Annotated in this window: 11 protein-coding genes; 8 read left to right on the plus strand and 3 right to left on the minus strand. The window is 60.5% G+C overall.

What is annotated here, in order from left to right; translation table 11 throughout:
• Positions 1 to 144 precede the first annotated feature (144 nt).
• On the plus strand, positions 145 to 2103 hold the full coding sequence (locus HMPREF2890_RS00645) for a polysaccharide biosynthesis protein (RefSeq protein WP_070464008.1): 1959 nt from the start codon (positions 145 to 147) through the stop codon (positions 2101 to 2103).
• A gap of 69 nt (positions 2104 to 2172) precedes the next feature.
• Here HMPREF2890_RS00645 and HMPREF2890_RS00650 read toward each other — a convergent pair whose 3' ends face one another.
• On the minus strand, positions 2173 to 2583 hold the full coding sequence (locus HMPREF2890_RS00650) for a DUF1573 domain-containing protein (protein WP_070464027.1): 411 nt from the start codon (positions 2581 to 2583) through the stop codon (positions 2173 to 2175).
• A gap of 356 nt (positions 2584 to 2939) precedes the next feature.
• On the opposite strand from HMPREF2890_RS00650, the gene HMPREF2890_RS00655 reads away from it, so the two are divergent.
• From HMPREF2890_RS00655 to HMPREF2890_RS00675, 5 genes are all read left to right on the plus strand, one after another.
• On the plus strand, positions 2940 to 4397 hold the full coding sequence (locus HMPREF2890_RS00655; RefSeq protein ID WP_070464010.1) for an aminoacyl-histidine dipeptidase: 1458 nt from the start codon (positions 2940 to 2942) through the stop codon (positions 4395 to 4397).
• Between the two features lie 33 nt (positions 4398 to 4430).
• Positions 4431 to 5153 carry a DNA repair protein RecO gene (locus HMPREF2890_RS00660; protein WP_070464012.1) on the plus strand — a complete coding sequence of 241 codons (723 nt, stop codon included), beginning with the start codon at positions 4431 to 4433 and terminating at the stop codon, positions 5151 to 5153.
• Positions 5154 to 5262: 109 nt separating this feature from the next.
• Positions 5263 to 7914, plus strand: a complete 2652-nt coding sequence (gene lon, locus HMPREF2890_RS00665) for an endopeptidase La (protein WP_070464014.1) — start codon at positions 5263 to 5265, stop codon at positions 7912 to 7914.
• Between the two features lie 27 nt (positions 7915 to 7941).
• On the plus strand, positions 7942 to 9045 hold the full coding sequence (ychF, locus tag HMPREF2890_RS00670; protein ID WP_070464016.1) for a redox-regulated ATPase YchF: 1104 nt from the start codon (positions 7942 to 7944) through the stop codon (positions 9043 to 9045).
• 18 nt (positions 9046 to 9063) lie between these two features.
• Complete coding sequence (locus HMPREF2890_RS00675) at positions 9064 to 9528, plus strand: hypothetical protein (protein WP_070464018.1); 465 nt, start codon at positions 9064 to 9066, stop codon at positions 9526 to 9528.
• Between the two features lie 146 nt (positions 9529 to 9674).
• Here HMPREF2890_RS00675 and HMPREF2890_RS00680 read toward each other — a convergent pair whose 3' ends face one another.
• The gene (locus HMPREF2890_RS00680) at positions 9675 to 10115 is read right to left on the minus strand and encodes a BT0820 family HAD-type phosphatase (RefSeq protein ID WP_070464020.1); all 441 of its coding nucleotides are present in this window, start codon (positions 10113 to 10115) and stop codon (positions 9675 to 9677) included.
• A 309-nt stretch (positions 10116 to 10424) separates the two neighbouring features.
• Here HMPREF2890_RS00680 and HMPREF2890_RS00685 point away from each other — a divergent pair, with 309 nt between their 5' ends.
• Together HMPREF2890_RS00685 and HMPREF2890_RS00690 are read left to right on the plus strand one after the other, a co-directional pair.
• Positions 10425 to 11903: a CCA tRNA nucleotidyltransferase gene (locus tag HMPREF2890_RS00685; RefSeq protein ID WP_246825214.1), complete on the plus strand. Its 1479-nt coding sequence runs from the start codon at positions 10425 to 10427 to the stop codon at positions 11901 to 11903.
• A gap of 11 nt (positions 11904 to 11914) precedes the next feature.
• On the plus strand, positions 11915 to 12355 hold the full coding sequence (locus HMPREF2890_RS00690) for a nucleoside deaminase (RefSeq protein ID WP_246825215.1): 441 nt from the start codon (positions 11915 to 11917) through the stop codon (positions 12353 to 12355).
• Here HMPREF2890_RS00690 and HMPREF2890_RS00695 read toward each other — a convergent pair.
• Complete coding sequence (locus HMPREF2890_RS00695; protein ID WP_070464025.1) at positions 12288 to 14111, minus strand: alpha-1,3-galactosidase-related protein; 1824 nt, start codon at positions 14109 to 14111, stop codon at positions 12288 to 12290. The two genes, HMPREF2890_RS00690 and HMPREF2890_RS00695, sit on opposite strands and share 68 nt — an antisense overlap.
• Positions 14112 to 14308: the final 197 nt, after the last annotated feature.

Below are 14308 nucleotides of genomic sequence, written 5' to 3' on the forward strand. Positions count from 1 at the left end.
CTGTCGCACCCACCATTTTGACCTATAAGTCTTTTTTTACTTATCTTTGTGGAGTTATTAAAGTAAAGTTGCTCTCGTGGGGTGCCATCGTAAGGTCGATGGGATTGTGTGCCGGACCTCAGGTCTCAAGGAGTGAATATTATTATGACAAGCAAGCGAAGTCTTCTCTCGTCCCTATCGCGGTCTTATCTCAATCGATGGATCGTGCTTGCGATCGACATCGTCTCGGCACTCTTCTGCGCCGTCCTTGCCGCTCTCGCCACACGCTATTTTGTCGGGATGCCCGAGATTGCACTGCGGACCTTGCTGCCGGCCAGCTTAGTTGCTGTGGCTGTCGGTGCCGTTGCAGCCGACCTCCTCACGGGTGTCCACAAGCAGATCTTCCGCTTCACGACGCTCAGGGTGAGCTTCAATCTCCTGATCGCCACGCTCATCAATGCATTCATCTCCCTTCTTGCCCTCTATGTGATCAACGTCACGCTCCTTCACCTCACCTTTTCGCTCAAGGTGATCCTCTTCTACTGCGGGAGCTATGTCGTACTCACCTACCTTATCGCCCTTGCCCTCCGTGGGGTGATGGTCTTCCTCGCTCGCCGTCTCCTTGTCAGCACCGATGGACCGATCAGCCGTAAGCGGATCATGGTCTATGGGGTGAAGGGCAACTCACCCGGTGTCTCCTCCCTCATCGAGGGGAGCACGACCTACCGGATGATGGGCTTCGTGACTGACGACCCGAAGGTAGCCGGTCACGAGATCAATGGTCACCGGATCTATCACGTGGCCGGGCGCAACGACCTCTACCTCCTCAAGCGCTCTAAGAGTCTCGACGGGATCCTCTTCACCGACCGACGGGACTTCCTCGGGGAGGGGGAGCGAGTGGTGCAGGACTGCGAGTCGGTCCATCTGGAGACCTATCTCCTGCCGGCCGTCTCCGAGGCGAGCAGTGACACGATTGCGCTGGAGAGCGTCCGCAAGATCCGGATCGAGGACCTCCTCTTCCGCGACACCATCCATCAGGATAAGGGGGCAGTCCACCGGCTCTATGAGGGTAAGGTCGTCATGGTGACTGGTGCTGCCGGCAGCATCGGGAGCGAGATCGCCCGACAGATCGCCTCCTATGGCGTCCGCAGGCTGATCCTCCTCGAGATGGCAGAGTCGCCTCTCCACGAGATCCGCTTAGAGCTGGAGCACGACTACCCCGACCTCGACCTCGTGCCGATGATCGGGGACGTCCGTAATAGGGAGAAGGTGGAGATCGTCTTTGACCGATACCGCCCGGACATCGTCCTCCATGCCGCTGCCTACAAGCACGTGCCGCTGATGGAGGAGCATCCCTGCGAGTCTGTCCTCGCCAATCTCTCTGGCACGCGCAACATCGCTGATATGTGTGTCAAGTACGGAGCTGAGCGGATGGTGATGATCTCCACGGATAAGGCGGTCAATCCAACCAACGTCATGGGTGCCTGCAAGCGCGCCTGTGAGATGTACATCCAGAGCCTCGGCAAGGCGATCCAGGAGGGTCGTGTAGAGGGCAAGACAATCTTCATCACCACCCGCTTCGGGAACGTCCTCGGCAGCAACGGCTCCGTGATCGGACTCTTCCGCCGGCAGATCGCCTCCGGAGGACCTGTGACAGTGACGCACAAGGATATTGTCCGCTTCTTCATGAGCATCCCCGAGGCGTGCAGTCTCGTCCTGCAGGCGAGCACGATGGCGGAGAGACCACAGATTTTCGTCTTTGATATGGGCGAGGCACACAAGATCGATGACCTCGCACGCCGGATGATTCGCCTCTCAGGCTTTGAGCCGGATAAGGACATCCAGATCGTCTACTCCGGACTCCGCCCGGGGGAGAAGCTCTACGAGGAGGTGCTGGCCACGACGGAGAATACCGAGCCTACCACAGTCGATAAGATCCGCATCGCCAACATCCGATCCAATGACTACGATAACGTCAGCGCTCAGGTCGCCAAGATCATCGACACCGCCCGAGACTTCCAGACCGAGGAGGCGGTACGCGAGCTCAAGGTGCTGATCCCGGAGTTTGTCTCCAATAACTCTCCCTTCCAGAAGATCGACGAGGAACTCCACCGCTCCAAGTGATGGGATACAAGAAAAAGGGGCTGCGTGTCATAGTGACGCGCAGCCCCTCTTTTAGTTGGATCGTATTGTTTACTTGACCACCTCTCCACGGATGGTGAGGACGGATGGTCCCTTCTTGCCATTGCTGTAGACCGAGATCGTCTTGACGAAGGGGTAGATGCGTCCCGTGGGATCGTAGGTGACAGTCACCTTACCCTCCTTGCCGGGAGCGATCGGATCCTTGGAGAAAGAGGGCGTGGTGCAGCCACAGCTCGAGATCACACGAGTGAGGACGAGGGGCGCATTGCCGACATTCTTAAGGGTGAAGACGTAGGTGACCGGTCCGTCACCCTCGCTGATGGTGCCGAAGTCATGCTCCGACTCGACAAACTCGATCGCAGCCTTCTTGCTGTCATCTTGCTGCAGCCCCTGTGCCATGGCCGTCGCCCCAAAGAGGCTCAGCACAAGCAGGGAGAGCAGGTAAAGTGTACTTCTTTTCATCATGTTATTTCTTTCCTCTATTGTCTGATTATGAGCAACTACCGATACGGAGCTGCCTTACGTATATAGACAAAGGTACGAAATAATTCGTAGGCCATACGCTTCTGCTCTCTCTCGGATCCTCTGGCGCCCCCTCCTCAGCCGTCTGTCTAATACCGGTAAAGGAAAACTCTAATACCGATAAAAGAAAACACTAATACCGATATTAGCGATCGCTAATATCGGTATTAGTGTTGCCCCTGCAGATGAGGGCGCTGTGGCGGGAGCGCCCACTGGGGCATCTCTGTGGGTGGTAGGAGAGTTTTTTGTACCTTTGAGAAAATCAAGAAACCAAGAAACCAATAACTCACATCTGTATGTCTGAGGAAATCAAAAATCTGAAGCCCGAATTGGTCTGGAAGCACTTCCACGCCTTCACCCAGCATCCCCGCCCCACCCACCACTGCGAGGAGATCTCGAAGTATATCGCCGGTGTCGGCAAGGAGCTCGGTCTTGAGACCCGTCGCACCGAGGCAGGTAACGTATTTATCTACAAGCCCGCCTCCGAGGGGTACGAGGATCACCCGATGGTGACCCTCCAGTCCCATATGGATATGGTGCCGCAGAAGACGCCCGAGTCTAGTCACGACTTTGTGAAGGACCCGATCGATGCCTACATCGATGGCGAGTGGGTCACCGCCCGTGACACCACCCTCGGTGCCGATGACGGTATCGGAGATGCGATCACGCTGGCAATCCTCGAGGATAAGACGCTGAAGCACGGGCCCATCGAGGCGATCTTCACCGTCGACGAGGAGGAGGGTATGATCGGTGCTCACGAGCTGGTCGCCGGAGACATCAAGGGCAAGTACCTCATCAACCTTGACTCCGAGATGATGGGCGAGATCTTTATCGGCTGTGCCGGCGGCGTGGACGTCACCGCAACGCTGGGCTACAAGGAGGAGAAGGCGAAGAAGAGTGCTGTCGCCTACGAGATCTCCCTCTCCGGCCTCAAGGGCGGCCACTCCGGCGTGGATATCAACCTCGGCCGGGGTAATGCTGTGAAGATGCTCTTCCGCTTCCTCAAGCACGCTGTCCGGGAGACCAACCTCGACATCGCCTCCGTTGATGCCGGCACGCTCCGCAATGCCATACCCCGCGAGGCTAAGGCGGTCGTCTGCGTCAAGGAGGGGGAGAAGGCTGACACCCTAGTCAAGATGGTCGAGGAGTGGGAGTGCCTCTTCAATGCCGAGTATGGTCAGGTGGAGAATCACATCACCTTTGCCGCCACACCGCTCGAGGAGGAGCCGAAGAAGGTGATGCCCCGTGAGGTTCGCGATGCGGTGATCCTCGCCATCAGTGCGGTGCACAATGGTGTCGCCTCCACCCTCATAGACTTCCCCGGCACCACCGAGGCATCGTCCAATCTTGCGATCCTCAGCATCGAGGAGGGCGAGGTACATGCTAAGTTCCTCGTCCGCAGCTCCAGCGAGAGCCGCAAGGAGATGGTCGCCGACATGGTCTGCAGTGCCTTTGAGCTGATCGGTGCCGAGGTGGAGCTGAGTGGCTCCTACACCGGCTGGCAGCCCAATGCGAAGTCCCACCTGCTGGACGTGACGAAGGAGGCGTATAAGGAGCTCTTCAAGGCTGAGCCTAAGCTCCAGATCATCCATGGCGGACTGGAGACCGGACTCTTCCAGGGCATCGCCCCCGAGACCGACATGGTCTCTGTAGGGCCGACGATCCTCCATCCGCACAGCCCCGACGAGCGTGTCAAGATCGACACCGTCGGTCAGGCATACGACCTCGTCGTACGGATGCTGGAGAAGCTCTGATGCGCCACCGAGAGGGCGCTCCGCAAGGGTCCCATGACGACTGAGATCGAAGCCATCGTCCTCACAGCGGTACGCTTCTCCGACACCGCTTATATGATACATACATACAGTGACCTCTTCGGGTCGCTGTCCCTGAGAGCCTCTCGTCCCGCCGGCCGCAAGACAGCCGGAGGGGCGAGAGCCCTTTTTATCCCCCTCTCCGTGGTCCACACTACGATCGACTACCGGAGTACGCGGGAGGTCTTCATCCCCAGAGGGACGACGATCGTGCAGCTCCTCTCCGCACCGAGCATAGACCCCTCCGCCAATGCCCTCGCCCTCTTTGCCACCGAGCTACTCCACCGGCTCCTCCGCTCAGCCTCACCGGATCGAGCGCTCTATGGCTACCTCCGGGAGAGCCTCGCCGACCTCGACCGGATCCCCGAGACGGCGCGCGCCTCGTGGCACCTGAGGCTGATGACCGGTCTCTGCCACCACCTCGGGATCCTGCCCAGGTACGAGGAGTACCGCACCGGCCACGTCCTCGACCTGCAGGAGGGGCTCTTCCGTGCGCCGAGGAGTCGAGGCGAGGGGGCCGAGGCGGGCAAGGCAGAGCTGCTCTACCGCTTCATCACCGACCCCGACCCGCTCGCCATCCCACTATCAAGGGAGGAGCGAAATAGCCTGATGACGCTGCTCCTTGACTACATGACTTACCACTTCCCCGAGATGGGGACCCTCAAGTCCCCCGCCATCCTCCGCCAGCTCCTCTCCTGAGGTGACGTGGGGGTAGTGTGGGAGGTAGGGCTGTGGTCAATTATTGGTACCTTTGCACACTATTGGCGTAGGTATGTGTTGCTATGCCGTAACTGAACTGACGATCAGCATGTTTGATATCGATGATATAGAGCTCGAGGAGGACGATGATACTCCACAGAGATCACAAATGATGCCTATGATACTGCCTGAGTACGACGAGAGACTGGACTTTGAGGAGGACATCCGCGAGCTGCCGGATGTGCTGCCTCTCCTGCCGATGCGCACAGACCAGCTCTTCCCCTACGTGGCGATGCCGCTCATCGTCGGCCGGGATAAGTCCAAGCGCATACTCGACTATCTCTCCTCTTCGGAGAATAAGCATATCCTCGTGGCGACGCAGAAGGACCCGACCATTGAGGAGCCGACCCGCGAGGACCTGATCGACTATGGCATCATCGCTGAGGTGATGCATGTGGCCGATATGGGCGACGGGATGCTTACCGTCGTGATGCAGGGTAAGGTGCGCGTGCGGCTGGGCGACTTCGTGAGCGTCACCCCATTTGTCAAGGCCTCCTACACCCTCAGCCCCGAGACGGTGCCGGACGAGAGCGATATGGAGTATCGCGCCCTCGCCATGACGATCAAGGAGGTGATGATCCAGCTCCTGATATTCAAGGGCGACGTGCCCAAGCCCTTCATCGCATCGGCTCACCGACTGCAGGACCCGACGGTGATCATCAACTTCAGCGCCAGCAATTTCCCCGAGGAGCAGGAGCAGAAGGTCTTGCTCCTCCTCACCTCGGACATGAAGCAGCGCGGCTTCCTCCTCCTCCCGCTCCTCAATCAGATGGCTGAGCTGCAGACCCTGCGGCAGAAGATCCGCCACCAGACGCAGAGCGAGATGGATAAGCAGCAGAGGGACTACTTCCTCCAGCAGCAGATGCAGCAGATCCGCAAGGAGCTCTCCGACGACGATGAGGACCAGGTCACGACGATGCTCGCCAAGGGGGCTAAGAAAAAGTGGCCCGCCGAGGTGGGCGAGACCTTCCACAAGGAGGTCGCCAAGCTGCGGCATATGAGCACTCAGAGCCCGGACTACAGCGTCCAGCTGCAGTACTGCCAGACAATCCTCGACCTCCCCTGGGATAAGGTGACGAAGGATAACTTCAATATCCAGACCGCCCAGCGCATCCTTGACAAGGACCACTTCGGTCTTGAGAAGGTCAAGGAGCGCATCCTTGAGCATCTCTCGGTACTGAAGCTCAAGGGCAACCTCCACGCACCGATACTCTGCCTCTACGGCCCTCCCGGAGTGGGCAAGACCTCCCTCGGCAAGAGCATCGCCCGCGCTCTCGGGCGGAAGTATGTCCGGATCTCCCTCGGCGGTATGCACGATGAGGCGGAGATCCGCGGTCACCGACGCACCTACATAGGGGCGATGCCGGGGCGGATCATCAAGGGCTTCCTCAAGGCCGGCTCGGGCAATCCCGTCTTCGTCCTCGACGAGGTGGACAAGCTCGCCAACGACTACAAGGGTGACCCCTCCAGCGCCCTCCTCGAGGTACTCGACCCGGAGCAGAATAATACCTTCCACGACAATTACCTCGACCTCGACTACGACCTCAGCCGGGCACTCTTCATCGCCACGGCAAATAACATCGGCGACATCCCCGGCCCCCTGCGGGACCGTATGGAGATGATCGAGGTGAGCGGTTACATCCCGGAGGAGAAGGTGGAGATCGCCAAGCGACACCTGATCCCCAACTCGCTCGACCAGATTGGGCTGAGGAAGGGTGACGTGAAGCTCTCCAAGCGCACCATCGACCGGCTGATCGAGGACTATACCCTCGAGAGCGGTGTGCGTCAGCTCGACAAGCGCATCCGTGAGCTCCTCCGCAAGCTCGCCAAGCAGGCGATGGAGCATGCCGAGAGACCTGAGATACAGGCGCTGAAGGTGCACGACACCGGCTACGATGCGGATGGTAACGAGATCCGCCTCACTAAGGAAGATAAGAATCGCATGCGGGCCCGCACCTTCTTCCCCGTCACCGTCTCCCCCTCCGATCTTCCCGAGCTGCTCGGTCCGGAGAAGTACAAGCAGGAGAAGTATGAGGGCAATAGGTACGCCGGTGTCGTCACCGGTCTCGCCTGGACCAGCGTCGGCGGCGTGATCCTCCTCGTGGAGAGTGCCGCCATCCCCTCTCGCCAGGGGCGGCTCAGCATGACCGGCAACCTCGGCGCGGTGATGAAGGAGAGCGCCACCCTCGCCCTCGAGTATGTCAAGAGCCACGCCGACCTGTACGGCATCGATGCGGACCTCTTTGACTACTGGGACCTCCACATCCACGTGCCGGAGGGTGCGATCCCCAAGGACGGACCCTCCGCCGGCATCACCATCGTCACCTCGCTCATCTCCACGCTCACCCAGCGCCAGGTCAAGCCCCACATCGCCATGACGGGCGAGATCACGCTGCGCGGCAAGGTGCTCCCCGTGGGGGGTATCAAGGAGAAGATCCTTGCCGCCAAGCGCGCCGGCATCAAGACGCTGATCCTCTGCGAGGAGAATAAGAAGGACATCGACGAGATCAAGGCGGAGTACCTCGAGGACCTCTCCTTCGTCTACGTTCGCGACATCAGCGAGGTGATTGATGCCGCCCTCTCCGACAAGCAGGTGGACCACCCGGTCGACCTGATGAAGCGCGTCACCGAGGCGCGTGAGCGGCAGCGCAAGATGATGGAGCTGAAGGAGCCCATCGACACCCCCTCGGAAAAGATCTGACACCACCCAATCAAGCAATCAAGACCCATGTCACTCAAGTGCGGTATCATCGGGCTGCCCAATGTCGGCAAGTCCACTCTCTTCAATTCGCTCTCCAATGCCAAGGCGCAGTCGGCCAACTTCCCCTTCTGCACCATTGAGCCCAACCTCGGCACGATCACCGTGCCGGATAAGCGGCTCAATGCCCTCGCCGACATCGTCGACCCGGAGCGCATCGTCCCGACGACGGTGGAGATCGTAGACATCGCCGGGCTTGTGCGCGGTGCCAGCAAGGGTGAGGGGCTGGGCAACCAATTCCTCGCCAATATCCGCGAGACCGATGCGATCATCCACGTGCTTCGCTGCTTTGAGGACCCCAATATCGTCCACGTCGATGGGACGATCGACCCGGTGAGGGACAAGGAGGTGGTCGACACCGAGCTGCAGCTCAAGGACCTCGAGACGATCGAGGGCCGATGGAAGAAGGCGGAGCACACCGCCTCCGGTGGCGACCCGCACGCCAAGGCGATGCTGAGCGTCCTCAAGCAGGTCAAGCCGATCCTCGAGGCGGGGAAAAACGCCCGCACCCTCGATATTGATCCCGACAGCGAGGAGGGGAAGTGCTTCCGTGAGCTCTTCCTCCTCACCGCCAAGCCGGTCCTCTACGTCTGCAACGTCACCGACGACGATGCCGTGAGTGGCAATGCCTACGTTGATGCCGTCCGTGAGGCGGTGAAGGACGAGGAGGCGCAGGTGATGGTGATGGCGGCACAGATGGAGGCGGACATCGCCGAGCTGGACACCTACGAGGAGCGACAGGAGTTCCTCGAGGCGGCAGGGCTCTCCGATAGCGGTGTCTCGCGCCTGATCCGGACTGCCTATGCGCTGCTGGGGCTGGAGACCTACTTCACGGAGGGGAAGAAGGAGGTACGCGCCTGGACCTATCCGAGGGGGAGCAAGGCCCCGCAGGCGGCCGGCGTGATCCACTCCGACTTTGAGCGCGGATTTATCTGCGCCGAGGTGATCAAGTACGACGACTTTATCGCCCTCCGGAGCGAGCAGGCGGTCAAGGAGGCCGGCAAGCTCTACATCGAGGGGAAGGACTATGTCGTGCAGGACGGCGACATCATGAACTTCCGCTTCAACGTCTGATCGCCTCACGACAGCCCCATGGACCGGATCGGCTACTACTTCGTCGTACCACTGCTGCTCGCCATCGTCTACCTCGGCGGCACGATCAGCGGGCGGAGCCGGCACAGTCGCACCCTGTACCTCTGGGTCTGTGAGTTTTTCTTAGCCCTGGCGGCGCTGTACCTCACCCCTATAGGTGTGGTGCCACTGTGGCACTCCGTCGTGGCGCTCATCGGCGCCCTTGCGGTGATCCGGCTACTCCGATGGGTCATTGGTCGTGACCGCCTGCTGCCTGATCGGGCGTTCATCTGGAGGCAGTACCCGATCCTCTTCCACCTCCTTTCCTTCCTGCTGGTGCTGATCGCCTGTATGGGTCGCACGAACCGGCTCTCACCCATAGCCCTGCGCACGATCCTCATCGCTGCGCCCATGCTCTGCGTCATCGTGGAGCGTCTCTCCTACATCCTCCACAAGGGGCACCACCCCGCCGACGAGACCCAGTAGCCCCCGACTTCAGCGTCCACACTAAACCGGTAAAAGAATTTCCCCCACAGGAGAGGGGGAAATCAATGCTCTATCGGACAAGTCACACGGGTCGGGTGCCAGCATAGTGCGCTGTCCGATGCGTCCGACAAGAGAGCGTGCGAGCCTTAGAAGAAGCGGCCCCGACGACGGGGCTTATTGTACCGCTTCATCATCTCAGCCTGCTCCGTGTCGATCACCGTGGTGACGTGGAGGGGGTGGTGTGGGTGTCCCGAGGCGACCATCTGGTAGATCACCTGCCAGTCCGGGAGACCGCCGAGGTTGCGGTCGTCGATGAAGAGGTCGGCCTTGAGCTTGCGACTGAAGTGCCTGTCCTCCTCCCGCTCCTCGGGGAAGTCCTTATTGATGGAGTAGAAGGTGATCCCTCGCTCCTCGCACCAGCGGACGGCATCGTCCAGTAAAGCCCCCTCACGCACCGACCAGAGGATCAGCCGATGACCATCGCGGATCAGCTGCCTCAGGGTCTCGACCGCACCGGGTATCTCATCACCGATAGCGGGGTACTTATGCTCCACTATGGTGCCATCAAAGTCTACTGCTATTATCATAGGTGCAAAGTTAAGCCTTTTCTCCTCATTTCTTTTCCTGTGGATGTTCGTCTCGTGTAGGGGGAGAGAGAAGAAGATTTCCCCCTGCCCCACCACCGATGGGGCAAAATGGTTACCTTTGTCACCAAGAAACCCATACGCCATACCTCACTCAAGGCACTCCGGAGATGTAGGCTCGGTCGCATACGTGAGCACCGGGCCCATCGCTCCCCCTCTTGCCCCTGAGGTGCTTCTGCGTATGGGTCCGATCGGGGGAGTCTGGGCGCAAGACCTTTTCTTTGCGACATAAAAAAGGTCTACCATAATGAGATGAGACAAGACGTGATCACAAGAGAGACGATAGAGAGACCCCTGTGGGAGGATATTCAACTGCTGATAGGTCGGGACCTGCTGGAGGTGCTGGACCGGGCGGCGGAGGAGACCGGTGTGGAGATACGCTTGGTCGGCGGTGCGGTGCGCGACCTGATCATCGACCGACCGACGACGGACCTGGACTTTGTCCTCGAGGGGGACTGCGAGCGGGTGGCTGATCGCATCTCGGAGCTGCTGGGGCGCGGGTCTCAGGCGACCATTTTCCGCAACTTCCGCACCGCCCAGGTGAAGTATCGGGGTAGGGAGCTCGAGTTTGTCGGTGCACGTCGGGAGAGCTATACGGAGGAGTCACGCAAGCCGGAGGTGTCGGAGGGGACCTTTGCCGAGGACGAGGCGCGGCGCGACTTCACGATCAATGTGCTCTCCGTCACCGTGACCGGTCCGGGGGCGGGGACGCTCCACGACCCCTTCGAGGGGCTGAGGGACCTCAGCATGGGGATCATCCGCACGCCCCTTGACCCGGACATCACCTTCTCCGACGACCCTCTGCGGATGATGCGGGCGGTGCGCTTTGCCGCCCAGCTCCGCTTCACCATCCCTCCGGATATGCTGGCGGCGATCCGGCGAAATGCCGATCGGCTGCGGATCGTCTCGGCGGACCGGATCGAGGGCGAGTTTATGAAGATCATGGCCTGCCGGAAGCCCTCCATAGGGCTTGACCTGATGTACCGCACCGGGCTGATGGATATTTACCTCCCCGAGGTGTCTGCCCTGCAGGGCGCCGAGACGCAGGATGGGGTGGGGCATAAGGACAATTTTTACCACACCCTCCAGGTGGTGGATAATGTGGCAGAGCGGAGCGACTCTCTCCGGCTGCGGATGGCGGCACTCTTCCACGATATAGGCAAGCCGAGGTCCAAGCAATTTGTCCGCGGCGGCTGGACCTTTCACAACCACGACTACCTGGGGCAGCGGATGCTGCCTAAGATCTTCCGTCGGGCGAAGTTTCCCACCGACGAGCGACTGAAGTATGTCCGCAAGCTGGTCTCCCTCCATATGCGCCCGGCGCAGCTGGCAGACGACGGTGTGACCGACTCGGCCGTGAGGCGACTCCTCTTTGATGCCGGAGACGACATCGAGGACCTGATGCTGCTCTGCGAGAGCGACCTGACGAGTAAGAACCCGCGTAAGGTGGAGCGGTATCTCAATAACTTCGCCATCGTCCGGGAGAAGCTCCGGGAGATTGAGGAGAAGGATCGGATCCGAAACTTTCAGCCCCCCGTGGATGGGAGGGAGATCATGGACCTCTACGAGCTGGAGCCCTGCTCCGCTGTGGGGCAGATCAAGGAGGCGATCAAGAATGCGATCCTCGACGGCCTGATCCACAACGACCGTCAGGAGGCACTCCGGTATATGGAGCAGTGGGCAGCGGACGAACTGGGGCTGATGCCCGCCAAGCCCCTTCCCCTCGAGTGATGGACGGGATCATGAGACGGAGTGATGAGGTGCTGATGCGGGAGGCTCTGCGGGAGGCGGAGCTGGCTCGGGAGGAGGGCGAGGTGCCGATAGGTGCCGTGGTGGTCTCGCCGGAGGGGGAGATCATCGGCAGAGGACACAACCAGACTGAGGGGCTGAGGGACGTGACCGCCCATGCGGAGATGATCGCCCTCACCTCAGCGCAGGGACATCTCGGTGCTAAGCTCCTGACCGACTGCACGCTCTACGTCACCATAGAGCCCTGCGTCATGTGTGCCGGCGCCATCCGCTGGTGTCGCCCGGCACGGCTGGTCTGGGGCGCCGATGAGCCGAAGGTCGGCTTCACCACCGTCAGCCGGGAGATCCTTCACCCCAAGACCGAGGTCACCTCCGGCATCCTTGCGGACGACTGCCGGGAGCTGATGTCTCGCTTTTTCCGGGACAAGAGGTAGCGCTCCGGTCCACCACTGCGGTGCCGACGTTGATGAGCCGGCTACTCAGGTCGTCGAAGAGCGGGGCATAGTCGTGCGATAGGCGGACGAGATTGTCCCGCCAGACCAATTCCCTCACCGACAGGGCGTAGAGCAGCGGCGAAGGGAAGGTGTCAAAGGTATTCCCCTCTACCACCACCCGCCCGTGGTAGTACTTCCCCGGGACCACTTTCCTAAGCACAGGGAAGATGGAGATCACCCCCTCGGTAAACTGGTACCTTGCCGTCAGAGCGTTGATGAAGTGATTGCCCGTGATCAGCACCTCCTCGCACGGGCCACTCTCGTACCACCCATTCGCATCGCCACTCAGGAGGATCGCACTGCCGTGGGTGTGGTCAAAGAGATTGTCCCGACAGATGACCCGTCGATGGGTCGAGAAGAGGGCCCCTCTGGCCCGATTGTCCCGCACGACGTTATTAGCAAAGTACACGGAGGGCATGGCGGAGTAATTCTCAAGCGCCATCTCGGCAGGCAGGTCATTGGGTAGGGGGTCGCTCAGCCGGATGACCTTGTGGTGCGGATCCCTTGCCGAGATCGCACTGATCGTCGTCGTCAGCAGCGGGAGCAGCGTCTCTCGGTCTACGAGCCGGACCGTATCCCCGACGGCGCCCCAGGTGAGACCAAATGCCTGCGGGTGCGCAAAGGTGGCAAGCACGCTTCTGTCCGGGAGCAGGCTGTCCACCCGCAGGTAGACGCCGTGGACGTTGATCGCATCGTCTGCCATACCCTCATAGAGTCCGTTGACGGATCGTATGTGACCGCGGCAGTTGGAGAAGTGGGTGGCATCGGCCTGGAGGGTGAAGTATCGCTCGCTCCCCTCGCGCCGCTTGACGGCAAAGTGATCCAGTGAGATGTCTCGCGTGTCCTGTGCCACCAGCCCCATCCCGTCGGCAAAGTGGACCGTCACGCCCTCCAGCCCGATCCGCTCCGAGTCGATCACCGTGATCGCCGGCGTGGGTCGTGCCCCGCTCCTCAGGGCATACCGGTCCCCCACCTCTAAGTGAGGTGCCTCCGCCCAGCCCTTGATCGCCACCCGGTGCTCGTCCAGCCGTCGTATGGAGTGGGGGTCAAAGGCGACATCCGCCCGACCCGCCTTCATATGCCCATCGGACGCGAAGGGAAGCGTATAGCTCACCCGACTCTCCCGCCCCTCCTCAAGCAGCAGCACGATCTTGCCCTTATCCTCGATGCGAAACCGCGTCTCCTCCGGCAGTCTTGCCACCACCTCGTCGCCCTCCACGGCGAGGATCTCCAGCTGGGTAAGCGTCGGTGCCGGGTAGTCCAGCGTCAGCCCCGAGAGCGTCAGGTCGCCGCACCCCTTGATCACCACCGGGAGCAGCTGCACATGGAGGAGGAAGGTGACCCCCTTTGCCTCGATGCGGGTGCGGTGCAGATTGTGCAGGAATAGCGCCACCGCTCTCTCCGCGACGTGGTCGTGATTGGAGATAAAAAGGGTCTCTCGGGGGAGCGATTGCTCCCGGATCGTGTAGACGCCCGGGGCGAAATGGATGACGAGACTGTCGCCCTTAGAGGAAACCTCTCTCGCCTGCTGCAGCAGCGCTGCGAAGCCTCTCCCGCTATCCTGACCGCTTATGGGGCGGATCCCAAAGTCGGCCGCCTCGAGGGTCGTGATGCTTGCTTCCTGCGCTGTGAGGCTCAGCCCCGCCACGACACTGAGGACCCACGTGGCTACTATGGTGCCAATCTTTCTCTTCATACGTCTTGATTACTCCTTTGGCAAAAATAGCCAAAAAGCGAACATCCGACAGCCCTCTCACCGATCCGCAAGAGGGGTGACGCATTTGAGCTTAACGGCAAAGGTGATGTTCCTTGTCGCTGTGCAATCCCGTTGATTGATCCTCACCCTGCTGCTACTGCCTGTCGATCCCGCAGGGGCGAAGCCCCGTAGGGATC

Origin of the sequence: Porphyromonas sp. HMSC065F10 (assembly GCF_001808555.1) — a bacterium.
GTDB lineage: Bacteria > Bacteroidota > Bacteroidia > Bacteroidales > Porphyromonadaceae > Porphyromonas_A.

Coding starts and splice junctions, on each gene's coding strand:
- HMPREF2890_RS00645 (WP_070464008.1), top strand. CDS start 145: ATGACAAGCAAGCGAAGTCTTCTCTCGTCCCTATCGCGGTCTTATCTC.
- HMPREF2890_RS00650 (WP_070464027.1), bottom strand. CDS start 2,583: ATGAAAAGAAGTACACTTTACCTGCTCTCCCTGCTTGTGCTGAGCCTC.
- HMPREF2890_RS00655 (WP_070464010.1), top strand. CDS start 2,940: ATGTCTGAGGAAATCAAAAATCTGAAGCCCGAATTGGTCTGGAAGCAC.
- HMPREF2890_RS00660 (WP_070464012.1), top strand. CDS start 4,431: ATGACGACTGAGATCGAAGCCATCGTCCTCACAGCGGTACGCTTCTCC.
- lon (WP_070464014.1), top strand. CDS start 5,263: ATGTTTGATATCGATGATATAGAGCTCGAGGAGGACGATGATACTCCA.
- ychF (WP_070464016.1), top strand. CDS start 7,942: ATGTCACTCAAGTGCGGTATCATCGGGCTGCCCAATGTCGGCAAGTCC.
- HMPREF2890_RS00675 (WP_070464018.1), top strand. CDS start 9,064: ATGGACCGGATCGGCTACTACTTCGTCGTACCACTGCTGCTCGCCATC.
- HMPREF2890_RS00680 (WP_070464020.1), bottom strand. CDS start 10,115: ATGATAATAGCAGTAGACTTTGATGGCACCATAGTGGAGCATAAGTAC.
- HMPREF2890_RS00685 (WP_246825214.1), top strand. CDS start 10,425: ATGAGACAAGACGTGATCACAAGAGAGACGATAGAGAGACCCCTGTGG.
- HMPREF2890_RS00690 (WP_246825215.1), top strand. CDS start 11,915: ATGAGACGGAGTGATGAGGTGCTGATGCGGGAGGCTCTGCGGGAGGCG.
- HMPREF2890_RS00695 (WP_070464025.1), bottom strand. CDS start 14,111: ATGAAGAGAAAGATTGGCACCATAGTAGCCACGTGGGTCCTCAGTGTC.